This is a genomic window from Butyrivibrio sp. WCE2006 (assembly GCF_000701985.1).
In the GTDB taxonomy this organism is placed as follows: Bacteria; Bacillota; Clostridia; order Lachnospirales; family Lachnospiraceae; genus Butyrivibrio.
In genome coordinates this window covers 38,970-65,891 of record NZ_JNKH01000003.1, presented here as the reverse complement: position 1 = coordinate 65,891, position 26,922 = coordinate 38,970, and the positions used below count along the sequence as shown (strand labels likewise).

Genomic DNA, 26,922 nt, shown 5'->3' with positions numbered 1-26,922 from the left:
CGCAAGGAACTGGTCCAATACGATTATCGAATTTCTGAAGAAATTCAATAATCTATAGGATACCGAATTTCTTCAGAAATTCGATATTCAAAATATACAAACATTTTACTACAATAAGCGAAGTTATTGCTAAAAACAATATTTTTACTCTGCCAGTCTATATTATTCAGAGAAAATTCAGCCTACAAGCTTCTCCAAAACCGTCGCAAGATTTCTGAAATCTTCAATAAAGCCAGGGAACTTATCGTCAATCTTTTCCCTGTCGCCGGCTTTGCCAAGCAGTTCAAGTTCTTTTGCCTTAGCTGAAATATCAGCCATACCTACGGTAAGCGCACTGCTCTTTATTGCGTGAACATTTATCGTAAACAGCTTTATATCATCCTTTGAAAGGCAGTCTTCCAATAACGCCGCCTTCTCCTCTATTCCCTTCACGAATGTTGAAAGTGCCAGCATATAGGTTTCCGGGGTTCCACAGTAATCGATACCTTCACTTACATTAATCCATGGAAGCTCAGAAAGCTCACGGGGTATTCCTTCAAAGCTGACCTCACGAGTCTGTTCAGAACTTACATCCTGAGCCTGTAAATCGCTTTCATCCGTTGTACTGATCTTACTTTCCGGCAGATACTTAATGAGCATATCCATCATTTTGGAAATCACGACCGGTTTTGTCAGATAATCGGTGAAGCCTTCAGATAGCATACGCTCCCGCTCTCCTGAAACAGCACTTGCGGTAAAGGATATCACAGGAGTTGCCAGAGTTTTTTCCGGATAGTCTTCCTTCATCCTTTTTAATGTCTCAATTCCATCCATCTTAGGCATCATATAATCAAGGAAAACAATATCATAGGAGTTTTCTCCGAATTTGCGGATACATTCCTCTCCACTACTTGCAGTATCTATCTTTATCTTTGTAGGCTCAAGAAGTCCGCAGATAACCTCAAGGTTAAGATCCGTATCATCAACAAGAAGCATTCTGCAATCAGGCGCTTTAAATGAATGGTGCTCTTGTTTTTTAGTTTCAGTTACTGAGTTAACTTCATTCTTCCAGTTTGAACCGATAATATTTTTATCAGTGATCTGCTGAGTGAGTTCAAAGCTGAATTCAGAGCCCATGCCATGGATACTTTGAACATTAAATTTTGATCCCATCATATCAAGCAAATGGGCTGACATGGCAAGACCTACACCTGGGCCTTTTTCTGAATTTTCCTTTTCAGTATCTATACGCTCAAATGCTATAAACAGTTTTTCCTTATCCGCATCCTTGATTCCAAGACCAGTATCGGTGACAGTAAATCTGATATGGGCATTTTCTCCTTCTATGCCACGTAGTCGTGCCCTGAAAATTATCTTGCCTTTATCCGTGAACTTCACTGCATTGGTCAGAAGATGCGTGATGACCTGCTTTATCTTTAGTTCATCACCCATCACTCTTTTAGGAAGATTTGGATCTATATCCATATGTAATTCCAATCCCTTATCTTCCACTCTGAAACGGATAAAATTGTAGAGATCATCTATAAGTTCAGGCATGTAGTATTCTACATTTACAAGCTCTGTTTCTCCTATTTGAACATTAGAGAACTCAAGAATTCCACTTATTATTCTCAGCAGACTGGTGGCAGACTCCCTGATTTTTTCTGCGCAGGATATGACCTTATCATCATTACTGTCGCGAAGAATTATCTCATTCATTCCAATGATAGTATTTATGGGAGTGCGGATCTCATGACTCATATTTGCCAGAAAAGCTGCCTTTGCAGCACTTGCCTTCTCAGCATCCCACAATGCCTTCGAAAGCTTCCTGTTCTTCTTCCGAGCCTCATTCTCTTCAAGAAAAACATGAACAAGACACGATGCAAAAAGGCAGCCAATATTATAAAGAGGCAGTAATGGCGCACAGGTCTGCAGAATTATAAATATGATCATGACAATACATGAAATAGTTATCGTAATTGTATGCTGTTTATTTTCTCCCGATGACTTAAAAAATGTAATCAGGGCACATAAAGTTGTTGCTGCAAACAGAAAAACCTGGGCTATAAGAAACAGATATCTGACAGGATGAGGAGTGTACACTCCGTTCTGATCAAATGAGAAAAGAATTGGATACATGAAATTAACTAAAAGACACGACATTACAAAGGTGAACATTATCCACCCTGTGTATGTCAGAATTGTATCAAACAAATTGCCGTTATTCAGATATGAAACCACAAATCTTGTCCACATCAAAACAGAAAGGGCCATCAGCATGAAATAAACGGCAGTATCAATATAAACAAGCCTAATCAGATGCCATTCATACGCAATTCCCCATATGATGTCCGTGAACATATAGAGTATGACACTTATAAGAAAAGATCTGTATTTAATATCATTTTCAGACAACTCTTTTTTAGATATTGACCTTAGAAGTCTGTTGTTTATGATCACATACACAGCAAGCGATAATAATCCAAACCCTGAATAATTCATAATCTCTCCAATTATAAAATATCTTTATAAGAATAATCGCATTAAATTCTTGCCCACAAGAAGTCGCAATATCTTAATTTAATTATAATTTGATATTATCGCTATTGCACATGAATTTTTTATTAAATAACGAATCATTTTAGGAAACTTCAGGAACCATGATTGCGGTATTCGTTAGGTGAAACACCATTTATTTTCTTAAATACTTTAGAAAAATGATTGACCTCACCAAAGCCGACCATTTCCGCAACATCAGCTATCCGTAGCGATGGATTTTTAAGAAAATCCTCGGCTTTTCTAATGCGTATGCCGTTTAATATCTCTGAAAAATTCTGTCCCATCTCCTTGTTTAGAAGCTTACTAAGATGCCACTGGCTCACATATACCTTCTCGGAGACCTCTGCAAGCATTATTTTTTCACTGTAGTGCTCTTCCATATATGCTATTGCATTTCTGACTATGAAATTATTGGCAGCATCCTCATGCTTATCAGCCTTTCTCCCGATGCTGCTCCCATTATCTGCATCTTTTCGGTCTCCTGCTTTTGATAAATCGGGCTCAGCATCCACTTCTGATACAGCTTTGTCATACTGGCTTTCAGAGTCAAGCTTACTTACCATAAATGCAATCGCTTCTTCAATCTCTTCCATATTTGAAGGCTTTAGGAGGAAACGTCGAACCCCCAGATTCAGGGCCGTCTTTGCATATTCAAAATCGCGAAAGCCCGTAAGTATTGTCACCTGCATGTTACTGTATTCTGACTTAAGGGCTGCCACCATGCTTAGTCCGTCCATTTCTGGCATGCATATATCAAGGAAAACCATGTCGGGCTTTTTTTCCGTGATAAGCGTCTTTCCTTCAACTCCGTTGTAAGCTGTAGCAATTACTTCACAGCCAAACTTATCCCATGCAACACTTCTCCTAAGCCCTTCCACTATTATCGGCTCATCATCTATTATCATCACTTTATACATCTGGTTACCATACTCCATATTCATTGATTTGTACTACCTGCTTCAGGATAGTGGCATTACCATCCTGAACTGCATCTTATCCTCATCGATGAGATGAACGGACAGACCATACTTTTCTCCAAAAATAAGCTCTATTCTCTTGTTTACGTTATATATTCCAATTGAGGTATGAACTCCGGGAACACTTTTATCAAGAGCATCTTCCCCGCTTATAATCCTGCTTATCCTATCGATATCCTCAGTCTTCATTTTCTTTCCGCTATTTATTACGTCTATAATAAGCTCATTATTTTCTTCAAAGATATTAAGCCAGATTGTACCATGACTTACACTCTCTACTCCGTGCTTTATGGCGTTTTCCAATATTGGCTGCAGAATAAGCTGAGGAACAAGTGCATTTACAAGATTAGTGTCCACCAGCTTTTCAACCTCCAGCCTGTCACCAAAACGCATGGACATGATATATAAAAATGCATCAGCGCACCTGATTTCATCAGATAATCTTGTGAGTACAACATTGTCCCTGTTTATTCCGGAAGAAAGAACTGTTCCCAGTGCCTCGATCATTTTGCTAACTTCAGTATCCCCGTTCATCCTGGCCTGCCAATTCATCATCTCCAGCGTATTATTTAAAAAGTGCGGATTTATCTGAGCCTGAAGCGCTGCAATCTGGGCATCCTTTGTGGCCATTCTCTGCTGGTACTTGGAGTTCTTCTGCATGTAATAATAGGTCATTATCATTATTGGAAGCATTGCAAGGACAGAAATTATTACTATCAGATTGACTCTGGAAATCTCATAGTACAGATCTCCCATATCCTTAATATAGTAAAAGTCCAGACTGTAATTACTTTCATCAACATTATATCTATAGCCTGTATATCCTGTCTGAAAGGTTCTTCGTATTCCCCTTTCATGATTCTCTGCGGAGCCGCTTCGTAACCCACTAAGGACATTCATTTTGTTGTCAGGAATTTTAACCTCTCCGAAATATGTGAGAAAATATCCGGTTTTATTTACCTCAACAAAAATGTTCTCAAGCTCTTCCAAAGGTATGTCCTTAAAGAATTTATCTCTTTCAAGACCTACTACCACTGCGCCATAACTGATGTCATATATTGAGAAAAACAGATTCTGAACAAGATAAATCTGATCACCGACTATGGCAACCTGAGCCTGCTTTTCTTTATTGTGAACAAAGGGCTTTAAATAGCCATCCACATTTTTCATATAGTCATCATAATTAAAATCACTTTTTGCAGCATAAACCGAAGGCTCATCCTCATTTATCAGATAAAATGCCGTAAAGGCAAACTGATCATCCGGAGAAAACTTACTGATAATCTGAAGACGGATCCAGGTCAGATAGTCCTCTTTGCTAAGATTCCCCGTCTGGAGTTTTCTGTAATTACTTCTCCACTCTTCTCCGGAACTTTGGCGGTATATTCGCGAGGCCGCCTCATCAATATGGGATTTTAATAAGACCCCCGAGACATTGACCGCATTCATAACCTCACTTTCAGTTCTGTCTATGTACGCGTTCTGATATTGATTAAATATAAATGATAACAATACTGCTATTGGAATCAGCCATGATATTGAAAACAGTATAAAAAGCGTTTTAGATTTCAAAAAATTCCTCCGGGAAGTCAAAATATTTAAAAGCGCATTTACCCCGGTACCATTTTATAGCACCGGGGTTGCATAGGAAAGGTAAAAACTGAAAGGTATTGCCTTAGTTTCTTGCTATTTTAACGTATTACTACAAAAGACTGAGGAGAAAGAGTAAGCTTATCCTCTCCAATTTCAGCATTTCCAAGACTGTATATTTTTTCTCCCTTTACTGTTAAAGCTGCAGTTTTTTCTTTATAAGAAGGATTAACCGCTATTGTAAGACTTCCTCTCTTATATACAAAAGGAGCATTTTTTTCTGCGCAGAGAACCTTAAACTCAGCATCTGCCTGAAGGTCTTCTTCTCTGTGACGAAGATTAAGGAGCTCTTTTACTACATTAAGAAGTGAATCCTTATCCTTCTCCTGCTCCTCGACGGTAGGAGCATCTTCTGCTTCATCAACAGGCAGATACAGGCTGTCCTTGCAGCCCTCGGAGAACCCAAGGTTTTTACCCTTCTTCCACTGCATGGGAGTACGTGAACCTGTACGGTAATAGCCACCCTCCTTTGTGGGAAGCTCCAAATATCTCATGCCGATCTCATCACCATAGTACAGGAACGGAACACCGGGCATAGTAAAGATGAATGCATAGGCTATCTTAAGCTCATCGGGTTCAAGTGTATATCTGGGTCTGTTTGTGTCGTGGTTGCAGGTTAGCATGGAAATATAACCTATATCCTTTGTATCCTCATACCACTTCACATATTCATCAAGGAAACGATTTATGTCTCCATCACTATCCTTTTTAAAGAATGAATTATCCTCTTTTTCCTTATCATTTACAAAATAATCTCTCATAAGAGTGGAATAGCCATTTCCCGGATGATTCAAATAAAAATCCATGTCATATCCGGCTCTTAATGCTATTGAAGGTCTGCTCCACTCAGCGACCATTGCAGCCTCCGGATACTCTTCATCAAGCATTTTTCTGATATCAAGCCATACCGCACTGGTTCCTGTCTGTTTTTCATCATCATGCTTTACAAGTGATCCTGCCATATCTACTCTGAATCCATCGCAACCATGATCGAGCCAGAATCTCATAACATCCTTTATGGCTTCTCTTGTTGCAATGCAGTCAGGATGGTCGATCGGAAGCTGCCAGGGCTCCTCGGGGTTTAAGAATCCATAGTTAAGAGCAGGCTGGCATTTAAAGAAATTAAGAGCATAGGTCCCGCTTCTCTCACTTTCGCCACCAATATAATTAAGGTCCGCTGTCCTCTGAAAACAAAAATCTGACCAGATATATCTGTTGCTGTATTCGTTCTTTTCAGCTTTCTGGCTCTGTCTGAACCACTCATGTTCCTCTGATGTATGACCGGGAACAAGGTCAAGAAGAACTTTTATTCCTCTTTTATGAGCTTCTCCAAATAATCTGTAAAGATCATTGTTGCAACCGTATCTTGGAGCAACCTTCTTATAATCCCTCACATCATATCCCGCATCTGCAAAAGGTGAATCAAAGCAGGGATTGATCCAGAGTGCGTTGCATCCAAGGGACTTTATGTAGTCAAGTTTTTCTATAATTCCATTAAAATCTCCGATTCCATCCCCATTTGTGTCATAGAAGGACTGAGGATAAATCTCATAAAACACTGTATCCTTTAACCATGTAGCTGCCATATTAGATTATTATTCCTTTCTTTCAAAAAATTAAATTTATTTCCCATCAAAGATTTTTTTTACTTTAAATTGAAACCACTTTTTTTCTGAGGAAAACAGGAATCTATGCTTCTTTAGCGGTTAAATGATGGAAGCAGTAAACACTTCGTCCGCCATCAAGCTTTGTTTCATCCGGCTTATTCTGTCTGCATTCATCTGTAGCATAAGGACAGCGTGGTGCAAACTTACAGCAGGTAAGCGCATACTCTTTTGCTTCCATGTCCGGCATGACAAATTCCTGGTTCCATTTGTCCCCGACTCTCGGAACTGCTTCCATAAGCAGTTGTGTATAGGGATGAGCGGGATTGTCCATAAGTTCCTTAGCGGGGCCGTACTCAATGAGGCCTCCGCGATAAAGAGTTGCTATATAATCAGACACATAATATGCCGTTGACAGATCATGGGTGATATATATAAATGAAATGTTGTACTTATCCTTAAGCTCCTTGAACAGATTGACAATGTTCATCTTCATTGAAGCATCAATAGCCGCAACCGGTTCGTCTGCTATTATCAGCTTTGGCCTTGTTATTAGCGCTCTGGCGATGGAAACTCTCTGAAGCTCACCACCTGAAAATTGTGCTGAATATTTACCTTTTACAACTGCAAGGGACATTCCTACACTCTTTAGAGCTTCGTCAGCCTTTTGCTCTGCCTCTTGCTGATTTTTAGCTATTCCAAGCTTTAACGCGGTGTTATACAAATATGTATCCACAGCTTTTCTTGGAGAAAAAGATTCATAAGGATTTTGGAAAATCGGTTGTACGTCCAGTTTGAACTGCTTTGCGTCATACTTTTCCTTGTCACTGTAGGATTTTCCATTGAGGATGATATCTCCTCCATCCGGTGTATGAAGTCTTAAGATCATCTTGCAAAGTGTAGACTTACCGCATCCGGACTCTCCAACTATTGATAAAATGACAGGCTTATCAGCATCTATTGAAAGCGATACGTTATCAACAGCCGTCATCTTTTTTCCTCTGATCATTCCGCCTATTCGGAAATTTTTGGTAACGCCTTTTACTTCAAGTAAATATTTATCAGACATTGATCATTCCACCTCCCTCTTTCAGTAAGTGGCATGCAGCAAATCTTCCGGGCCTGATCTCCCTGAATTCCGGAACAGATGCCTTGCACTTATCTGTAGCATAGGGACAACGCGGTGCAAATCTGCATCCCGGCGGAGGATTCCTAAGTGCCGGAGGTCTTCCGGGAATACCAACCTTCGCACTCTTATCGCCAACCTTTGGAAGCGCATTTACAAGCATTGTTGTATAGGGATGAATCGGGTCTTCGAAAATATCTTCCGTAGGTCCAAGTTCAATCATGCTTCCTGAGTACATTATTCCCATTCTGTCTGTAATCTGATAGTGAACACCCATATCATGGCTGACAATTACCATGGTATTTTTGAGCTGCTTCTGCAAACGCATAAGCATCATCAGAATTCCCCTCTGAACAACTACGTCCAGCGCAGTTGTAGGTTCGTCTGCCAGAACAACATTGGGCGACATAAATGTTGCGAGGGCTATGATAACGCGCTGTCTCATTCCGCCTGACAGCTGGAAGGGATATGCTTCAAGAATATCAGGTGAAAGACTTAGCTCCTCAAGATAATTAGCCACTCTTTTAAGAGTCTCCTCTTTTGTTTCCTTTTTCCTGTCCTCCTTTGGAATGGAATCAAGAAACTGTTTTTTTAGTCTTGTTATGGGATCAAGAACCGACTGGGCAGCCTGCGGAACATATGCTATGTTGTTCCACCAGGTCTTTTTGATCTCACCTGAGGAATAGGCAAAATCCCTGCCGTTCTTTTTTCCTGACAGTACAATCTGTCCTTTATCTATTACCAGGGGCCACTCAATGATGTCGTAAAGCGTCTTAAGAAGTGTTGTCTTACCGCAGCCTGACTCCCCGGCTATTCCAAAAATTTCATTGTCGCCTATAGTAAAATTAAGATCATTTAAAACATGTACATCTCCATCGATCGTCTTGTATGAAGTCGACAGATTCTCAACCTTTATCATTTATAATCACCTGCCTCTCTTCATTGCCAGATAGTCGTTATATCCCGTGATCAGCAGGAACAAGCCTATAAACATCACGATAGTAGCCACGATCGGTGATCCGATCCAGAGCCATTGCTTATTAAATATGGCATTTCTTTCCCTTGCCCACTGTATCATGTTTCCAAGGGATACAAGGTTTGCAGGTGAAAGTCCCAAAACTGCCAAGGATGATTCAGAAGCAATAGCATTCAAAGTCGCATTCATGAAGTTTGAAAGTGACCAGGTAAGTGCAAAGGGAAGTATCTCTGTCACAACTATCTGAATAGTGCTCTCCCCTGAAAATCTTGCTGTCTGTATAAAGTCTCTTTCCTTGAGAGTAAGCGCCATTGATCTTATCTGTCTGCTCGGCCATGCCCATGCAAACATGGCCAGAACCAAAGCTATAAGAATAACCGTAGATGTTCCCTTCATGAGGGATGTCATCAGAATCAAAATAGGAAGTGACGGGATTACCACAAAGGTATCAGTGATAACCATAAGAATTCTGTCCAGTGCACCTCCTGCAAATCCTGAGAGAAGTCCCACAAAAACTCCAACAACGGTTCCTATTGTGGCAACGATAAGACCTATAACCAGTGAATTATGGATAGCTTCAATAAGAAGCCACAGAGCATCCTGCCCCATTGAGGTAGTCCCCAAAAGATGTTCACTGCTTGAACCGAGCTTCGGATCATAAGTGTTAAACATAAATGGATCATTATGAGGAATCAGGTAAATTACAAACCCAATGATCAAAAATATAGACGTTATTATCAAGCCCGAGCGGAGGGCGAAATTAGCATTTTTCCAAAACTTTTTCATCCTTCATCCTTCTCTTATTATTATGTAACGGCACGATTACTTCGTAATCCTGCCATGTCGGTCGGTGCGATGCTAAGAATACCTGATTCTGGGATCGATGAACGGGTATACCAGATCCACAATAAGTGTTGCGGTTGCAATAGCTACAATAGAAATTGTTATGCAGCCTAGTATCATATTATAATCAGACTGAAGTATAGCCTTCTGGATAAGCGTACCTACGCCGGGATATCCGAAGATGATCTCTGTCATGATTGAACCGCCAAACACACCACCAAGACTCATTGCAAGGGCTGTTACCTGAGTAAGAATTGAGTTTTTCAGAACATATTTTGTTCCTATTACTCCCTCTGATAAGCCTCTGTAACGGGCATAGAGTACGTAATCTTCCTCTGATGTTGTTGCTGCAAGAGATTTCATGGATATGATCCACCAGCCTGTTCCGACAAGTAACAGAGATATTGCAGGAAGGATTGAGGATTTTATCAGTGAAGCAAAAAATACTGCAAATCCCTGAAAACTATTTATAGTAGTTGTAAGAGGGAACCATCCCAAAACATATGCAAAGAAAATCTGCAAAACAAGTGCAACTATGAAATATGGGATAGGGTATATGCAAATAGCAATGCCCTCCAGAATTTTCGATGATTTTTTGTTTTTCCTGAACCCTGCCAAAAGACCTATGATATTACCTATTATCCATGCCAGCAAAGTAGCGGTCATGGAGAGTCCTACAGTATAAGGCAGGTAAGTCGAAATAATATTACCTGCTGACTCAGGATAACTCATAAGAGAAGGTCCAAAGTCAAAATGTAAAAGTCCTTTCCAAAGGAATGTTGTATATTGTTCCATCAAAGATCCTTCAAGTCCGAACTGGACTCTGAGTGACCTTCTAAGAGACTCCATCTGAACAGGATCCATTGAACCCGAGCGGGCAGATATCTGTCCTATCATGGATTCTACGGGGTCAGAGGGGAACATTCTGGGTATAAAAAATATAAATGTAACGCCAATCCATATGGTCAGCGCCCACGTCAAAAGACGTTTTAAGAAATATGTCCTGAATTTCACAAAACCACCAACCTTTAACTAGTTTTCTGCATCTGCTTTATATATTACTAATAGTTGTGGGTTGCACCGGATGGATACCCCTACATATCCATCCGGCCTCCCGATCTTCATTCGCTTTTGAGATAATCTCAAGATACGAATTTAACATTTCCCTGAATTTCCTTAGAAAAACAAGAATCTAAAATATAAACCAAGCTGCCATATTACTGAGGAGTGAATTCAGCAAGAATATACTTAAAGCAGCTCCACCACCACCATGGTCCATTGTAAGCATTATCTGCATTAGGATAGTTGCCCCAATATGTTGCATTTGTAGGAACAAACTTAACACCTGAATGGAAAGAAACGAAAGGCATCTCTGTAAACTGAACCTTTATAAAGTCAGTTGCCAGCTCATATGCTTCATCAGAATCAGGAGAAACTTTTGCAAGCTTGTGAATAATCTCTGTAGCTTCCTTATTGTTCCATCTTGAACCCTGACCTGAGCCTATCTCTCCAAGAGGAGTGATAAGATCAGCATCCCAGCCGTTAATCTGTGAGTAGATGTCCTTTGTTATGAAACCTGTAGGCCAGTAGCCTGCAATTTCAAAGTTACCTGTTCCACCATTTGCATCCCATGTTGCAGATGACTCAGAAGAAATGTTGCAGTTCAAACCAAACTTTGTGAGCTGGTCATATGCTGCCTGCACGCCACGTCCTGCCTGCGCTTCTGTGTCTGCAAGGTAAGTAAGATTGATTGTGAAAGGCTCACCGTTAAAGTACCAGCCATCATCCTTCTTCTCGAGGCCGGCTTTAGTAAGAAGCTTTGTTGCAGCTTCAGGGTCATACTTAATGCATCCCATACCGAACATATCTTCAAGATATGCATCATCGCCTGTGATACCAAGTTTCTCAGCCATACGATTCTTATATTCTGAATCCCAAGGCTTTACTGTGGTTCCATCGCCAAGATCAAGCTCGAAATCCTTAAGCCATCCTTCAAGCGGTTTTCCATAAAGTTCCTGGAAAGCTGATGTATTGCAAAGGATACCGAACGGTGATGACCTTCCGGCACCGTCAAAGACGTTCATTGAAATCTCATCAAAGTTCATGGCAAGTGCAATACCCCAACGGAAATCTGCGCTGTCATAAGGAGCTCCCTGTCCTTCTGAGAAAGCAAGGCCCTTAGAGCAGGGGTCATCACTTGTAGCATAAGGGAATTCGTTATACCATGCTGAAATCTTATCATTTGAGCTCATCATAGTCTGAAGAATCTCAGGAGTAACTTCGCAGAGGATATCAACTTCATTCTGGATCATAGCCATCTGACGAGTTGTGTCATCGCCAAGATAACGAATCCATACATATTTTGCCGGGCACTGTTTTCCTGTTACTACGCCTACTGTGGTGTTCTCCCAATCCTCACGGCGCTCATACAGAATCCATTTTCCAAGAGGATCATAGGACTTAACTGTATAAGGACCTGCAACTACAGGATTTTCATCCTTGAAGGTTGAAGGATCGTCAACCTGTGAATAGATATGCTCAGGAACGATACGAAGGTCATTTCCCCAGATGGTAACACCCATCTTAAGTGCAAGTCTCGGGAAAGATTCCTTAGTCTTAATCTTTACGGTATAGTCATCTGTTGCTTCAACAGATTCAAATATTGAGTTGTAGTAATCACTTGCTGCAATGCCGGGAGTGTTCATAATCATGTTAAATGTGAATGCCACATCCTTAGCTGTAAGATCCACACCATCTGACCACTTGATACCCTGTCTGATCTTTACGGTATGCTCTGTAAAGTCCTCATTCGACTCCGGCATGCCATCTGCAACTTCACCAAACTGCTCACCCTTTGCAGTGTCCATTTCCCACATCATAGCTGACATAAGCTGATGTATACCAAAGCCTGCCTGTGTTCCCTGCATATAAGTGTTGAACTGTCCGGGAACATCTGTAGGTGACTGTGTTTCAACAATTAGTGTCTCGTTACGCGGTGTTCCTACTTCTGTCATTTCTCCACTGGGAGCTGACTCAGCATTACTGTCAGATGTATCTGTACTTTCTGCAGCAGTCGCATCTGTCTGCTCTGAAGCGGAAGTGTCAGTTGATGTACCTGCAGATGTTCCGGTATCTCCACCTGTCCCTGCAGGAGCTGAACCACCACCACATGCCATGAGTGAAAAAGTCATCACAGATGCCATTAAAATGGAAACCAATTTCTTTCTCATATAATTGTCATACCTCCTCTAAATTGTCATATCTGATCTGTACAAAAGATTTTTCCCCTTATAAGCCTCCTCCCTTTTTTATTTATCCCTTGTCACAGATAGGTACCAGCTTCTTCCCAATGTCTGTGCAAGCTCATCACCTTGGAGCCTGCAATCCGGACACATCCGGGAAGTCCATTAAGGTCAGCTTTTAATTAACTCTTTTAGTCTAATGAAATTCTTATTGTCTTAACTTCAAATCCCCTAAATTCAAGTTCAAGAATTCCTTCATCAAAGCTGATTTCTTTTTTATCTTCTTCAAGCATATTGCAGTTGTATGCTGCTCCCCTGAAGTCTGTTGTAACCTTCGCTTTTGTTGCTGCCCCTGCTGCCTCATATAATCTGAGTATCAGGTCTCCGCTTCCGTCTTCAGCAGGTTTTACCGTATCAATAAAGATGTTCTTTTTATCAACCTGCGCCATTGAGAATCTCTCTGCATGTCCTGCTGTAATCAGTGGACTTACATTAAGCTCATATCCTTCGCGGATCACATCGCTGTCTGCAAAAGTGCCTTCCCAGGCTGTAAAAGCATATGTAAAGTGATGATGTCCATTATCTGCTCTCATCTCAGGAGATGCTGCAGCTCTCAAAAGGGTAAGCTCCAAAGAGCTTCCGTTCATGCTTATTCCATACTTACTGTCATTTAATACTGCTGCTCCTCTTCCTCCATCCTCGAGAGCTGAATATCTGTGATTGCATACTTCAAATCTGTCCTTTTCATATGCCCTTGATCTGTGGGTCGGACGCTTTACATATCCAAACTGCATCTCGTTTATGCCTTCAGTTGCGTAAATGTTTGTGGCAAATTCTGTCTTTAAGAGTCTGTGCAGTTCATTCCACTCGACATCGGTTTCAAACTCTATTCTGTCAAGATCGCATCTAAGGGATATCACCTGCCTGAATGTGGAATTCCCTATTTCACCTGTGACCATAACCGCTGCTTTAAGACCCGAATCACTTATTATTTCCAGCTTTGTGTTACGTACTCCCTCTATCTCCTGAAGCTTATAATTTGAATCTATATCCCATGCATCAAATAATCTCGGTACATCCTTATACATATGGAAACGATTGGAGATTCCGCTTACAAACTCAGTATCTGGGGCTTTTAATTTAAAGCTTGTCACTTCACCTTTTTCGTTTATCGAAGCTCTTACCTTCTTATTTTCAAGGATGAACTCATTGCCTTCCTTTGTTGCTGTTGCAATGTCCCTGCAGCTATTACCCTCAGCCGGTATAAGAGTAACCGCACCAAGTGAAGGAAGCTTTACAAGTGCCATAACCTTGCCATTTTCTACCTGAACCGGAACTATTTCCCCATTATCACAGGATGCTCCGTGTTCAAACTGCTTTGGCAGTTCTATGAGACTTGTGGTCTCAAAAGATAATGAATTAAATACTGTTACGGCTTCATCTGATTCCTTACAAACAGCTGCAGCAAAGTTTTCTGTATTGCTTCTTACTTTTTCAATCAGTTTTTCCATCCGTTCATTGGACTCAATATATATTCTCTGTATTCCTGAGCCCGGAAGTATGTCATGGAACTGATGAAGTAAAAGCTCTCTCCAGAAGATTTCTGCTTCCTTAGTGTCATAGGAAGCTCCGTTTACAAGAGCTGCCGCGCCCAATATTTCCATATCTCTTAGAGCAAGCTCTGCGCGTCTGTTATTATTCTTAACCTTAGCCTGTGAGGTATAAGTTCCTCTGTGAGCTGAGAAATAAAGTTCTCCGGTGTAGGTATTTACCGGCCCTCCCTTTTTCTCCATGTCCTCAAAAAACTCTACAGGTCCTGCCAGTTTGACCTTTGGTGCCCCTTCGAGATTACTTTCTCTTTTGGCATATTCAAGGTAGTCTCTGCTTGGTCCGCCGCCTCCGTCACCATAGCCAAAGGGTAAAAGAAATGCATCAAGATCCCTCACCTGGCTTCTTCCCTTCCACACTTCATCAAGCTGTGAAGGGTCTGTTCTGTAGGTATAGCTTGTGGGCAAAAAAGCTGTTATTTTCGAGCCATCCATTCCTTCCCAGGTGAAGTAATGATATGGGAAGATATCGCCCTCGTTATATGACCAGAAGATTTTCTGAGTAACAAGATACTTTACTCCGCATCCATTAAGTATCTGCGGAAGTGCTGCTGTGTATCCGAATGTATCCGGAAGCCACAAAACTATACTGTCTACTCCGAGTTCTTCTTTGTAATATTTCTTTCCATACAATAGCTGTCTGATAAGAGCTTCACCACCTGCCATATTGGTATCGGGTTCAACCCACATTGCTCCTTCAGCAATCCACTGGCCGCCTTTTATAGCTTCCTTTATTCTTTCGAACAGTTCGGGATAATACTCTTTTACCATCTCGTATGCAGCCGGCTGACTTTGAATGTATTTATATTCAGGGTACTGCTCTATGAGCCTTAGCTGTGCCGCAAAAGTTCTTGCTGTCTTTCTGTAGGTTTCAGCCATGGGCCATAGCCATGCAAGATCAAGATGCGAATTGCCCACTGCATAGTAGGTTGGCATCGTACTGCCATTTTCCGCTTCCAGGACAGGCCTTAGCACTTCTCTGGCTTCCCTGTAGCTCTGCTGCCTCTTTTCCTTATCCTGCTCAAAATCAACTACTAATGTGAATTTTTCCAGTGCCTCTGCTATTTTGGAAGCCCTAAGAGATGACTGATCAAGCGTATCAAGGAGCTGCTGCAATGTATCAACATCCATATAAAGCTGATATGCATCCTCATCCCAGATGCCATAGGTGCAAAGTCCAAGAGTCCTTCTCTCGCCCTCCTTTAGAGGATCCTCATAGCTTCCCGGAAGAACAGGTCCTGTAGCACAGCCCCCTGTCGGAGCCTCAGGATAATAATGTCCTGCATAGGTTTCCATCAGGATTTCAAATTCCTGCCCTTCTTTTCCGCAAATAGTAAGCGCATTATCCTCTATGTAATGATGCGGCACCCATACCCATTCTGCCCGGTGGGTTCCGAAGCTTTTCCCGTTTACAAAAAGAGTGCTCTCTCCTCCGGGATTAAGCTTTAATACTATTCGTTTTCCTTCAGCCTCCTTTGGAAGTGCAACCTTGCCTCTAAACCAGCAGTATTCCCAGACATTTCCCCAGGTAAATCCGGGTTTCACCTTGCTAAAATTCAAAGAGCCAAGATCATCAAAAGATAGCTCCTCCATGGTTCTTGCTGCTTCCCATTTAATCTCTCCAAGAGGCGTATAGAAGTCGTCCTTTAAAGTCCGCACCCAATGAGATATTCTGCCTCTCCATTCTGAATGCATAACATTCATCTCAATGTCCTCCCCTGTCTTTTGCCTTGAACATGAGTGATAAAAGTATTATCACCGCGCTTAAGGCTACTATTATTCCTAATGATGCAAACGCCTTTTCTATTCCCAGTACATCAATTGCAACGCCTCCGGCAAGATTACCCAGAATGCTTGCTGCGCCTGCCTGAACTATGTAAAGAACGCTCTGTCCCTCAGTTTCTTTCCCGCTTTTAACATGACTGAAGATATATTCCATGCAGACGAGATAAAATATCATTCCACTTGGTCCGTTCATTGACTGGGATACAAGAAATGCAGGCAATACTCCTATCGATGCTATGAGAAGCCTTAGTCCCATAAGCACTGTCACAAGGGAAAGGAGTTTTAGACCTCTGGCCTTTTTGGGTATAAGTCCAAAACTCAGAAGTATCGGTATTTCACTCAGTGCTGAAATACTTTGCAAAAGTCCAACTCCTGATTCGCCCATTCCTCTATCCGCTGCAAAAACTGTGATAAAGCCATTGTAAAAGCTCGCTCCCAGCTGGAAAAAGAATGCCAGAACCAGCAACAGCCATACGGTATTGTCCTTATAAATTTCAGATATGCGAAATTGCTTCTTAGTATGCCGGGCAGCTATCGGCAGGCTGTTTTCATGTGCCGGAAGCCCTATGAGCAGAGCTGCCATTATAAGGTACGCTATCCCTGCTATTGCAAAGGACCTCTCAGGTCTTCCCTTCAGATAAATACCAAACAGATATACTGCAATGGCATATCCAATGGTCCCGCCAAGTCTTATTATTGAAAAGCTATGGCCGTATCTTGCAGCATTCCTCAGTGTTATGGTATCTGTCAGCGGTATTATGGTTGTCGAAAACACCGCCAGGAATGATGCTGCAAAGAAAAAGCTGGCAAAACTTGTACCAAGATAATAAGTCTGCAGTGCCAAAGCTGTCCCCAATACGATCAGCACTGCATACTTTTTCGCCTTTCCCGTATCATCAACTCTCTTCGCCCACAGGGGCTGAATAAACAAAGATGAGACACAGGCCAGCATTCCCAGAATTCCTATCTGGGTAGAAGTGATTCCGTTTTGTCTGTAATAGAGATTCAAAAAGGGAATGTATATCGCGCAGGCAATGTACATGAATGAATTGATCAGAAATAAATGACCTTTTTTCATAGCATCCCCTACTCCTCCACATCTATAACCAATCCTTTTATCAGACTCACTACGGTCTGCTACCGGTACCGTTCACAATCATGTTTCGCATTCTTGAACGGCACCTTGCTTTATAACTGTCAGATACCGCAAGTCCCCATAAATTCGTGCTTACGGTGATTAGCCTGCAAAAATCGTTTCCATTTAGCCCGATTCTATCAAATGATTACTTTATTATCCTTTGATTGGTTTCTTAGATATTAGCATCAATCTTTTTTGGCATAAATGAAATATATTGGCAATTAATATAAAAAATTGGCATGTTGTATCACAAGATTTTCCATATCATTGTCAATTCAAAAAGTCGTAGTCATCTACTTATGAAAAGATGTGGCACGCTCATTTATTGCCCTTATTTTTCCAGGATCAACCTTGAACTCTCTGTCCATAGTCATGAGTCCGTTGACCTCCTGCTGCACGTCACTGACCTGCGTATAGCAAAAGCCCACAATATATGGAATGTCTAATATCGCATCCGTTATGCGTCTGTATCTCTCGACAAACTCATCCTCTGAAGCTACGGTATTTCCATACCCCCACTCGTCTTCTTTTGATGTGTTGAACGCAATGCCGCCATATTCACTGATTATGACCGGCTGACCGGTATAGGTATATCCCTTTGCAAAGGCATTCTTATATTTGCTATGGGCAAAGGTTCCACTCAGTATTTCATCTTTTTTTGTGGTATAACGCTCAGCAAATACAGCTCCGTCCTCCTCATAATCATGGAGAGTCAAAACATCAGAAACAGTGTGCTCCCAGCCGTCATTGGTTATAACAGGGCGCATGGGATCGATGACTTTAGTCATAAAGTATATGGCTTTTGTGAAGTCCTGCTGCCTTTCGTTTATCCTGATGTCAGAGACTCCCCAGGATTCATTAAAAGGTGTCCAGGTAATGATGCAGGGATGATTGTAGTTCTGCATAACCACAGCCTTCCACTCATCCGTAAACGCACTTATTGCTTCATCATCAAAGTCATAACAGGCTGCCATTTCACTCCACACAAGCATTCCCTTAACGTCACACCAATAAAGGAATCTCTCATCCTCAATTTTCATGTGTTTTCTTAATCCGTTAAAGCCAAGCTCCTTTATCTTATCTATATCCTCTATAAGAGCCTCTTCGCCTGGAGGTGTAAGGTGGGAATCCTTCCAATAGCCCTGATCCAGGATAAGCCTTTGGTAAAGAGGCGTCCCATTTAACAAAACCTGCCCGTTTTCTGTACTGATACTTCGCATTCCAAAATAGGATAGTACAGTATCAATGTCCTCTCCATTTTCTTTCAGGGTCAGTGAAAGATCATACAGTTCGGGATTTTCAGGAGTCCAGGCGTGTATTCCCCACTCAGCCTCGGCGTAATCGGAGAGCTTAATTACTACCTTCAAATGGTCACTGCTTATTGATGAAGTAAACTCCTTGATTTTAGCGCCGCTAAAGGATATTTCTCCTGACAGTGAATATGGCTTATCTTCATCTTCAAATACAGAAACCGGAATATTCCCGAATTCTGCCTGAATAATAATGCTTGCATTATCAAGGTCAGGAGTGAGCTTGATACTCTTTATATGCTTCTCCGGAATCTCCTCAAGCCATACGGTTTTCCATATTCCGGTGGTCTGCACATACCAGCAGCCAAAGTTGTTTTTGATCCAGCGCTGCTTGCCCCTTGGCTGCCTTATGCTATTTGAATCCGACACAGAAATTACTATATTATTGTTTCCATCATTCAAGAGCTCAGTGACATCAAAGCTTGCACGCTCATACGCCCCCTTATGGGATCCTGCATACTTCCCGTTCACCCAGATTCTGGAATTGTAATCACTCCCCTCCAGGTGAATGATGTATCTCTTCTGTTCCTTTTTTGTCAGATTAAGCTCTCTGTGATACCACACATGCTCGTGAGCTTCCTCTATTCCTATTCCGCTCATTTTTGTTTCATAGGTAAAAGGTACATTTATCTCATAATCGGCATCAAAGCCCTTCGTCCACCCATGTTTCTCACCACAGTTATCATCGTCAAAGGCAAAATCCCAGGGTCCGTTTAAGTTAATCCAATCACTTCTTACAAGCTGCGGCCTTGGATAATCTTTTATATAGCTATTCATCACTCGTTCTCCTCATCTATAAATAAATGTTTTTATGTGACTCAATCCGGTCTGTCACCAGTATCGTAACCCACTCATTTTTTTCCTGAGCGATGCTCCTCTTACTAATTTCGTTTTGATACTGATACCGGAAAGCCCTATCTAAACTATAGAAAAATGCGGTGATTCATTCAACGAAGATATTGTTTAAACATGCAGAATTTTAACGTTTTCGGGGTATTTAAACATGATTTTTGTTTAAATACCGTGATTTTTTTCCGTACATACAAAAAGAATGTCGCAAGCGACATTCTCTGTGTTCTAATGTTTCCCACCTGCATATTCATATGCAAGTCCCATAACTATATCCTGTTTATAATCTCCGAACTCTTTACCAAAAAGGTTAAATCCGCCAACATTTTTGGCATCTTCTTTATTTCCGATTCTCACATTGATTCTGTGGGAATCCATTATGCCAAGCTCATCAATGGTGAGCGCGCCAACCTTGTTATTATTTATATAAGCGCCTTTCCTTGTTATCTCCCAAATGGTAAGCTCACCATATTGGGTTCTTCCGCTACTCCAGTAGTCAGGATTATTAAGTCCTTTCCTCTCACCATAATCCCCCCTGCAGGTCCAGGTTCCACACTCGACTCCGTTTATCCAGAGCGTGATATCTGATTTCCAGTCAGGGTTAAATCCCGGTGCCTCTGAGCACATCTCAGCAGAGACGGATATCCTGTTAAGCCTTGCTTTAAACGGAAGTGAGAAAATCTGATTAGGAAAAGAGTACTCTATATAGCCTTTTGATGTCCAAAGTATTTTGGCTCTCGTCCTTTCAGGAAGATAAAAGTTTTCCTCCCGGTCATCCATACTTATAAGGCCATTCTCATCTGCAAGTCCGCAGGTCTCAAACACCTGGCAGTCCGTATAGGCACCTATAGGCATCTCAATCCTGATGACATCATCAACATTTCCGGTTGGTTCCACCAGCCTGATATCGATCCTGTCAACGCTTCGTCTGCACATTTTTACACTTCCCCGGGTCCCGGGAACCTGCTCTATCCTCACAAGGCTGGCTTCCTGCAACGCTTTAACATGTGCTGCACAACTGGATGCGGGAATATTAAGCTGCCTTGCGATATCTGCTATGCTTAGCGGTTCCTTTGAAATAATAGAAAGTATGCGGGCTCTTATTGGTACCGACAACGCTCTTCCGACAGCGGTTAATTCGTCGGGTTTTCCCAGGTTAAGATAAATATTTTTAGCCATCAGATTTTTCCTGTCTGTTTTTAGTGCACTAACCACTTTTTATACTCAGCTTCATACTCCTCGATATTCATTGAATCTTCATGGAGCTTATAATTCTTATATCGCTGATTTGCCATTCCATAGGGTGCATATTCGCCCTCAAAATCATTGAGCTTTGACATGACATACCCCTCACCATTCATTATGGATAATGGTATTACAATTGTGTTTTTCAGTATAATCTCCTCTGCCTGTGCAAAGGTTTCCATTCTTTTTTCAATATCCGAGGTGATCCTGGAAGCTTCGTCAATTCGGGCATTCCATTCTTCACGGATTTTCATTATATTACTATTGTCAGTCAAATGCCAGAACATATACTCGCCATCATCCATAAAGGGTTCTGTCCAGGTCTGTGGATCCTCATAATCAGCTCCCCATCTGCATTTCATAAAGGCATATTTTCCACTTCTTCTGGCCCCTATAAGATATCCCGTATCACCTCCAACCTGGACATTGATATCTATAAAGTCTTTTCCCAGAGTAGACTCTATCTGTTTTTCTATAAGATAAGCCTCTTCCTGCCAGCCTTTCACATTGGGATTGTAGGGCATGAGAACCTTTACAGGAAACATAACTCCTTCGTTGGATAAATCCTGCCTGGCAACTTTTGCATACTTTTTAGCCAATATAGGATTATAGCTGTCCCTCTCCTTTATGGCTTCCAGACCGCCCATAGAAGTATAATCAATTTCATTTATCGACAACACTCCCTGAGGCGTGAATGTGTTGTTTACGAGACTTTCAGGATTATAGGGCTCGTATATTTTCATTATTTCACTCTTATTGATTGATGCCATTATCGCTTTTCTAAAGTAACTGTTTACGACAGCTTTAGACCAGTTCTCAGGCTGATACTTGGAATCAAAATTAGGAGCAAAATTAAATGCATAGAAATATGTAAAAGAAACATCCGGTCTTGAATGATGAATTTCATCCATGATCTGCGGATTTTCCATATATTCGTCCAATTTATCAGGACTTACGACAGCTTTATCAATGTTACCTTCCATATATTGCTCAGGAGCAATAGAAACGCTCTCTGTGTCATAGTAATTCTCAATCCTGTCTATATATACATGATCAGAATCCCAATAATAAGGATTTTTTACAAGAATCTGCTTTTCGTGGGGCTGATAGTATTCCAGGATATAGGCACCGTTATAGAGCAAATTTTTATTGCTTCTTGCAAACATACTGCCGACTTCATTTAAATACTTTCTGCATATGGGAAGATATGATGTATATGACAAAACGCTTGGGAAAAATGTACAGGGTCGTTCCAGCTTGTAGACAAGAGTTTTACTATCAAGCGCTATGACCCCAAGCTCCGACGCCTCGACCTTCTTAGGAGCTTCACTAAAACTGTCAGGAGAAATCAGATATGATGTGTAATCATAGTACTCCTGAGCATTTAAAACAACGGATCCGGTGGAATACATGTACTGACAGTCGCAGCCATTTGCTGCATTATTAACATATTCAGCTGCAGTAACAAAGTCATCTGCTACCACATCTGCGTAATATTCTCCTTCACAGTCAACCCATTTTATCCCGTTTCTCAGATGAAAAGTCCATTCTGTGGCATCATCGTTAGACTCCCAGCTTTTTGCAAGCCCGGGGATAATATTACCCTTGGAATCATAATCCACAAGAGCATCAACTATATTTGCCGTAATAGCAGTATCAACCGCTGAGATTGTTCTCAAATAATGAAGATCCTGCACTTCGGATGAATACAGAGTCCTGAAAACCTGTGCATCATCCTTAAAAGCTTCCTCAAAAACATGATTTTCGATATCCGGCAGCTTGGATCCACACCCGGAAAGAATCACCATATGGATGAAAAAAAAGCCAAGAATAACACCTAGTCTCCTGCTCATCCTCTCATCTCCTTTCCTATGGATTCATAGTATTTACGCTTGTTGTCGTACATTTCCTCCTCAGCAGTCTTAATTACAACCGCTAGCTTTTTATCAGGTGTAGCCATAGCAAGGCCGCTGGCAACATGATATCCCTTCTCCTCGATTTCCTTCTCTACCTTCCTAAGGTCTTTTCTTACATTTTCCTCTTCTCTCTCGTAGCGAAACGCCACAAACTCGTCTCCGCCGATTCTGTAAGTATTAGCTTCGCCAAATTCTTCACTGATTATCCTGGCTACGGTCTTAAGCATCGCATCGCCTGCAATATGTCCCATAGTGTTATTAATTTCATGCAGCCCGTTTACATCAAAATAAATGCATGCAAGGCCATCTGTTCCCTGCTGCAGATGCTGGCAAAAGTATTCGTACCGGTTTCTGTTTTGCAATCCCGTAAGGGCATCCATATTGGCTCTTCTTTCAATTCCTACAAGGGATCCATGGGTTATTCTAAGAAGGAACAGCAGATATCCTACAAGTGTCGCAATAACCACCAAAAGGTAAGCATACAGATATACTCTCATGGGCTTAACCTGAGCAAAAACATCTTCCTCGGATACGCTTACAACCATCTCCCAATCTGCCAGCCTCATAGGCAAAAAACAATAGTACTTCGTGATACCTGTCTCATTGTCTTTACCTATGGCATAGCCTCTTCGCCCACTTAAAATAGCATTTTTCAGTGTATCATCAACACTTATGCTCGTAACATTTATATCCACGTCAGCAAGGTTTTTATTCATTCTGCCGGCTCCATCTATGAGGAAAATTCCACTGCTTCTCTCTATCACACTTACTGTGGCATGTCCGTCATAAATCTCAGGAACCCATGCATTCAGGATGTCTTCCGGAGTTGTAGTTCCATACAAAAATGCAATAGTCTCATCATTTCTTCTAATTGGTACAAAGCTTCTTAAGTCATATACTCCTTCTTTTTCCAGATCCTTAAGAAGCGTGGAAATATGCTCTCCACGGGTTTTAATCTCATCAAAATCAAGGACTCCCTCCGAGTCCAGATCCATGCCACTGATTCTAATGACTTTATTGTCAGATGTGAGGATGGCAATATCAGAAATAAGCGAGTTCACATCATACATATTCAGGTATGTATTTACACTTAGTGCATGTAGTGAATCATCTGAAGACGATATGATATTAGCTATAATTCGAAGCATATTTCTGTCCGCACGAAACTCACCCTCGATTGAATCGATGGTTTCCTCTGTTGCGCTCTTAAGCTTCATAAAGCTCTGATCGTAGGTGTATCCGTAAATTACAATAACGTAGATAGCAGAAAAAATACTGATACATACAACCATCAGAATTGTAGCAATCAAGCTATACTTTTTATAACTATCCTGTTCCTTATTCCTCATTCTATTTAAGTTCTCACTTAATCACATAAATAAAAAAGGGTAAACTTAACTAGCTTGATTATAGCATCGCAATATATACAAACTATAAAATAAACGGGAATATATTATTTAAGAATTAAGAATTATCAGTAAAAATCTAAATCTAATGCCTTCAGCGACATTGAATTTATAGTTTTTTTATGAATTTATTTATTAAATATGGATTATCGGAAGTAATTAGATTTACTGAAAGATGTACACAAATCGCCACTATGGAGTACAGAAAAACAGGCTGTCACACTAAATAATAGTGTGACAGCCTGACTTAGACTTCTGTTTCCGGGGATGACTATTCTGCGGGCGCCTGCTCTTCTGCTGCTGGTGCTGTCTCCGCTGCGGGCGCCTGCTCTTCTGCTGCTGGTGCTGTCTCCGCTGCGGGCGCCTGCTCTTCTGCTGCTGGTGTTGTCTCCGCAGCTGGTGCCTGACCTTCTGCTGCTGGTGCTGTCTCCGCTGCGGGCGCCTGACCTTCTGCCGCAGGTGTTGTCTCCGCAGCAGGTGCCTGACCTTCTGCCGCAGGTGTTGTCTCCGCAGCAGGTGCCTGACCTTCCGCTGCTGGTGTTGTCTCCGCAGCAGGTGCCTGACCTTCTGCTGCCGGTGCTGTCTCCGCAGGTGATGTAGTCTGTACCGGAGTATCTGTTCCTGCTATTTTTCCGTTAATCACAGGAACTCTTTTTATCGTAACTTCACCGGTTTCCGGATTAACAATCTCCTGTTCCACGACAGGGACAGGATCCGTTAGTCCGCCGTATACAAAAACAGCTTCTCCTTTAGTAACTGTTTCGTAAATCTGTTCTGCCTTGGCTGTAGGAAGATTTACACATCCATGTGAACCATTGAGAATGTAGTCATAACCTCCAAAATTGGATCTCCAGCTCGCATCATGCATACCCACGTTGCCATTAAAGGGCATCCAGTATTTTACTGCTGATTCGTAGTTCTCTCCGACAAGGGTAGCATCTCTCTCCTTATATGTGATGGCATAGGAGCCTCTGGGCGTCGCTCTCTTCTTATTAACGCAGCCTGAGACAAAATCAGAATCAATAACCATCGCACCATCCTGATATACCCAAAGATGCTGTGCCGAAAGATCAATCTCGACATAGGAATTCCCCCAGTCGTTCTCGCCGTACTGAGCAGCCGTTCCAAAATAGACAGGAGTTCTTACTCCTTTTTCTCCATTTTTGATTGCAGCGATAAGTTCTGATGTCTCAGTTGCCCTATCCATCCACCAGCCATAATCACCGCCTGTTACAGTAACCTGCTCTCCGCTGTGAGAAGTGATTGTCCGGTCTTTTCCGAAAGTGTCATACTGCCTTGCCATACTATTTACAAAGTCTCTGACTTTTTCCTCATCAAGGCTTACCTCTGTGCCGTTTATATTACACCATTCCTTGATCTTAGTGCCATCTACCACAACAGTATCAGCACCAAACTCATAGGTAATTGATGCCTTACAGTAGGTATTTAAATTGTTACAAAATGCAACCAGCTCAGCATTATCTGAGTATATCTCAGGAACCTTATAGCATTCATCATCGATTGTTACTTCACTGTCAAGAACGTCCAGAGCAGCACATATCTTTTCAGAAACGCTTTCCATTATCGGTGTCTGCCCATAATCCTCGGGTACAATGTAAAATCCGTCTTCACCTGATTCCTCTGGAATATAAGCATCCACAGGCTCTATGACATTGGCCGGTGAAAAAAGATCAAGTGCAGCTATCTTAGCCTCTACAACATCCTTGGAATAAACAACAATATTATCCGTCGTAAGATGAGTCTCAGTAAAAAGATACTTCGGCCATAGAAACGGATTCTGCTTTTTGAGTGCATCCTCAAACTGCCCGTCCATCCTGAGAGAAAGACTGATATCATCTGAACTGATGACATCAGTAATATCACCTCTGGCATGAACTGTAAGGGAATACTGTTTTACTCCGTCTGTTACAATCTTTTCAATATCAGCTGCAGTCAGTTTATAAGAAGGAATATCATTAACATAAGTATTAAATGAGAAATGACTCATAAAATATACTGATATTCCTACATAAACAGCCACCAGAACCAGAATTACAGCTCCGATGACAAAGCCTGCCATGTTGCCTCTTGTCTTAACTTTACTCATATTTTTTCATAATCGGGGAAGCCCCCGAACCCCTCTATAAAAACAAACTCCTCAATTCAAGTTTATTCTTCTTCCTGTTGCTGTAAATCCTCGTTATTAACAAGGTCGCCCTCTACCTTCTCAACATACATGTGTCCGTCAAGATGATCACATTCGTGGCAGATGGCTCTGGCAAGAAGCTCTGTTCCTTCAAGCTCAAAAGGTTTCATGTCTATATCCAAAGCTCTTACCTTAACATAATTGGGTCTTGTTACAATTCCGGATTTTCCGGGGATTGAAAGACATCCCTCATATCCTGTCTGCTCTCCGCTGGTCTCTAAAATAACAGGATTGATGAGAAGATGAGGCTCATCACACTCAGGTGAGCAGTCGATAACAACAATTCTCTTTAAAACTCCAACCTGAGGTGCAGCAAGACCTACACCATTTGCATCGTACATTGTTTCAAACATATCATCTATAAGTTCGCGGATTCTGGGAGTAACTTCCTTAACCTCTTTGCAGGGGCGTACAAGTACATCATCACCATATTCTCTGATTTCTCTAAGTGCCATTTTTCTACCTTTCTATAATAATAATTAATATAATTAGTACATTAGTATA

Annotated in this window: 17 protein-coding genes; all 17 read right to left on the bottom strand. The window is 41.5% G+C overall.

Going from position 1 to position 26,922, the window contains the following annotated elements:
- Positions 1 to 177: 177 nt before the first annotated feature.
- A complete protein-coding gene (locus T501_RS19930) occupies positions 178 to 2,481 on the bottom strand; it encodes a response regulator (protein ID WP_050008108.1) in 2,304 nt (767 codons plus the stop codon).
- 149 nt (positions 2,482 to 2,630) lie between these two features.
- Positions 2,631 to 3,479, bottom strand: a complete 849-nt coding sequence (locus tag T501_RS03385) for a response regulator transcription factor (protein ID WP_242845476.1) — start codon at positions 3,477 to 3,479, stop codon at positions 2,631 to 2,633.
- An 18-nt stretch (positions 3,480 to 3,497) separates the two neighbouring features.
- Positions 3,498 to 5,087: a sensor histidine kinase gene (locus tag T501_RS19925; protein WP_050008107.1), complete on the bottom strand. Its 1,590-nt coding sequence runs from the start codon at positions 5,085 to 5,087 to the stop codon at positions 3,498 to 3,500.
- Between the two features lie 119 nt (positions 5,088 to 5,206).
- Positions 5,207 to 6,751 (bottom strand): alpha-amylase family glycosyl hydrolase, encoded by a 1,545-nt coding sequence (locus tag T501_RS03375; protein ID WP_044913319.1) that lies wholly within the window; start codon positions 6,749 to 6,751, stop codon positions 5,207 to 5,209.
- 103 nt (positions 6,752 to 6,854) lie between these two features.
- Positions 6,855 to 7,838: an ABC transporter ATP-binding protein gene (locus tag T501_RS03370; RefSeq protein WP_026510245.1), complete on the bottom strand. Its 984-nt coding sequence runs from the start codon at positions 7,836 to 7,838 to the stop codon at positions 6,855 to 6,857.
- On the bottom strand, positions 7,831 to 8,814 hold the full coding sequence (locus tag T501_RS03365) for an ABC transporter ATP-binding protein (protein ID WP_044913318.1): 984 nt from the start codon (positions 8,812 to 8,814) through the stop codon (positions 7,831 to 7,833). The genes T501_RS03370 and T501_RS03365 overlap by 8 nt, the downstream gene beginning before the upstream one ends.
- Positions 8,815 to 8,820: 6 nt before the next feature.
- Positions 8,821 to 9,657, bottom strand: a complete 837-nt coding sequence (locus tag T501_RS03360; protein WP_044913317.1) for an ABC transporter permease — start codon at positions 9,655 to 9,657, stop codon at positions 8,821 to 8,823.
- Between the two features lie 72 nt (positions 9,658 to 9,729).
- Positions 9,730 to 10,728: an ABC transporter permease gene (locus T501_RS03355; protein WP_044913316.1), complete on the bottom strand. Its 999-nt coding sequence runs from the start codon at positions 10,726 to 10,728 to the stop codon at positions 9,730 to 9,732.
- 203 nt (positions 10,729 to 10,931) lie between these two features.
- Entirely contained in the window at positions 10,932 to 12,944 is a 2,013-nt protein-coding gene (locus T501_RS03350; RefSeq protein WP_026510249.1) for an ABC transporter substrate-binding protein, read from the bottom strand.
- Between the two features lie 203 nt (positions 12,945 to 13,147).
- Positions 13,148 to 16,267 (bottom strand): alpha-mannosidase, encoded by a 3,120-nt coding sequence (locus T501_RS03345; protein WP_044913315.1) that lies wholly within the window; start codon positions 16,265 to 16,267, stop codon positions 13,148 to 13,150.
- Between the two features lies 1 nt (position 16,268).
- The gene (locus tag T501_RS03340; RefSeq protein ID WP_044913314.1) at positions 16,269 to 17,426 is read right to left on the bottom strand and encodes an MFS transporter; all 1,158 of its coding nucleotides are present in this window, start codon (positions 17,424 to 17,426) and stop codon (positions 16,269 to 16,271) included.
- A gap of 353 nt (positions 17,427 to 17,779) precedes the next feature.
- Positions 17,780 to 19,573: a glycoside hydrolase family 2 protein gene (locus tag T501_RS03335; RefSeq protein ID WP_044913313.1), complete on the bottom strand. Its 1,794-nt coding sequence runs from the start codon at positions 19,571 to 19,573 to the stop codon at positions 17,780 to 17,782.
- A 300-nt stretch (positions 19,574 to 19,873) separates the two neighbouring features.
- Positions 19,874 to 20,824 carry an ArsR/SmtB family transcription factor gene (locus T501_RS03330; RefSeq protein WP_044913312.1) on the bottom strand — a complete coding sequence of 317 codons (951 nt, stop codon included), beginning with the start codon at positions 20,822 to 20,824 and terminating at the stop codon, positions 19,874 to 19,876.
- Between the two features lie 20 nt (positions 20,825 to 20,844).
- Positions 20,845 to 22,743, bottom strand: coding sequence for a peptide ABC transporter substrate-binding protein (locus T501_RS03325; protein ID WP_050008106.1), 1,899 nt, complete (start codon positions 22,741 to 22,743; stop codon positions 20,845 to 20,847).
- Positions 22,740 to 24,155, bottom strand: coding sequence for a sensor domain-containing diguanylate cyclase (locus tag T501_RS19920; RefSeq protein ID WP_050008105.1), 1,416 nt, complete (start codon positions 24,153 to 24,155; stop codon positions 22,740 to 22,742). The genes T501_RS03325 and T501_RS19920 overlap by 4 nt, the downstream gene beginning before the upstream one ends.
- Before the next feature lie 328 nt (positions 24,156 to 24,483).
- Positions 24,484 to 26,319 (bottom strand): L,D-transpeptidase family protein, encoded by a 1,836-nt coding sequence (locus tag T501_RS03310; RefSeq protein WP_050008104.1) that lies wholly within the window; start codon positions 26,317 to 26,319, stop codon positions 24,484 to 24,486.
- Between the two features lie 62 nt (positions 26,320 to 26,381).
- On the bottom strand, positions 26,382 to 26,873 hold the full coding sequence (gene def, locus T501_RS03305; protein ID WP_044913311.1) for a peptide deformylase: 492 nt from the start codon (positions 26,871 to 26,873) through the stop codon (positions 26,382 to 26,384).
- Between the last annotated feature and the right edge of the window lie 49 nt (positions 26,874 to 26,922).

Excerpts from the sequence above, each read along its gene's own strand:
- T501_RS19930 (WP_050008108.1), bottom strand. The coding sequence starts at position 2,481 with ATGAATTATTCAGGGTTTGGATTATTATCGCTTGCTGTGTATGTGATC.
- T501_RS03385 (WP_242845476.1), bottom strand. The coding sequence starts at position 3,479 with ATGAATATGGAGTATGGTAACCAGATGTATAAAGTGATGATAATAGAT.
- T501_RS03375 (WP_044913319.1), bottom strand. The coding sequence starts at position 6,751 with ATGGCAGCTACATGGTTAAAGGATACAGTGTTTTATGAGATTTATCCT.
- T501_RS03370 (WP_026510245.1), bottom strand. The coding sequence starts at position 7,838 with ATGTCTGATAAATATTTACTTGAAGTAAAAGGCGTTACCAAAAATTTC.
- T501_RS03365 (WP_044913318.1), bottom strand. The coding sequence starts at position 8,814 with ATGATAAAGGTTGAGAATCTGTCGACTTCATACAAGACGATCGATGGA.
- T501_RS03360 (WP_044913317.1), bottom strand. The coding sequence starts at position 9,657 with ATGAAAAAGTTTTGGAAAAATGCTAATTTCGCCCTCCGCTCGGGCTTG.
- T501_RS03350 (WP_026510249.1), bottom strand. The coding sequence starts at position 12,944 with ATGAGAAAGAAATTGGTTTCCATTTTAATGGCATCTGTGATGACTTTT.
- T501_RS03345 (WP_044913315.1), bottom strand. The coding sequence starts at position 16,267 with ATGAATGTTATGCATTCAGAATGGAGAGGCAGAATATCTCATTGGGTG.
- T501_RS03340 (WP_044913314.1), bottom strand. The coding sequence starts at position 17,426 with ATGAAAAAAGGTCATTTATTTCTGATCAATTCATTCATGTACATTGCC.
- T501_RS03335 (WP_044913313.1), bottom strand. The coding sequence starts at position 19,573 with ATGAATAGCTATATAAAAGATTATCCAAGGCCGCAGCTTGTAAGAAGT.
- T501_RS03330 (WP_044913312.1), bottom strand. The coding sequence starts at position 20,824 with ATGGCTAAAAATATTTATCTTAACCTGGGAAAACCCGACGAATTAACC.
- T501_RS03325 (WP_050008106.1), bottom strand. The coding sequence starts at position 22,743 with ATGAGCAGGAGACTAGGTGTTATTCTTGGCTTTTTTTTCATCCATATG.
- T501_RS19920 (WP_050008105.1), bottom strand. The coding sequence starts at position 24,155 with ATGAGGAATAAGGAACAGGATAGTTATAAAAAGTATAGCTTGATTGCT.
- T501_RS03310 (WP_050008104.1), bottom strand. The coding sequence starts at position 26,319 with ATGAGTAAAGTTAAGACAAGAGGCAACATGGCAGGCTTTGTCATCGGA.
- def (WP_044913311.1), bottom strand. The coding sequence starts at position 26,873 with ATGGCACTTAGAGAAATCAGAGAATATGGTGATGATGTACTTGTACGC.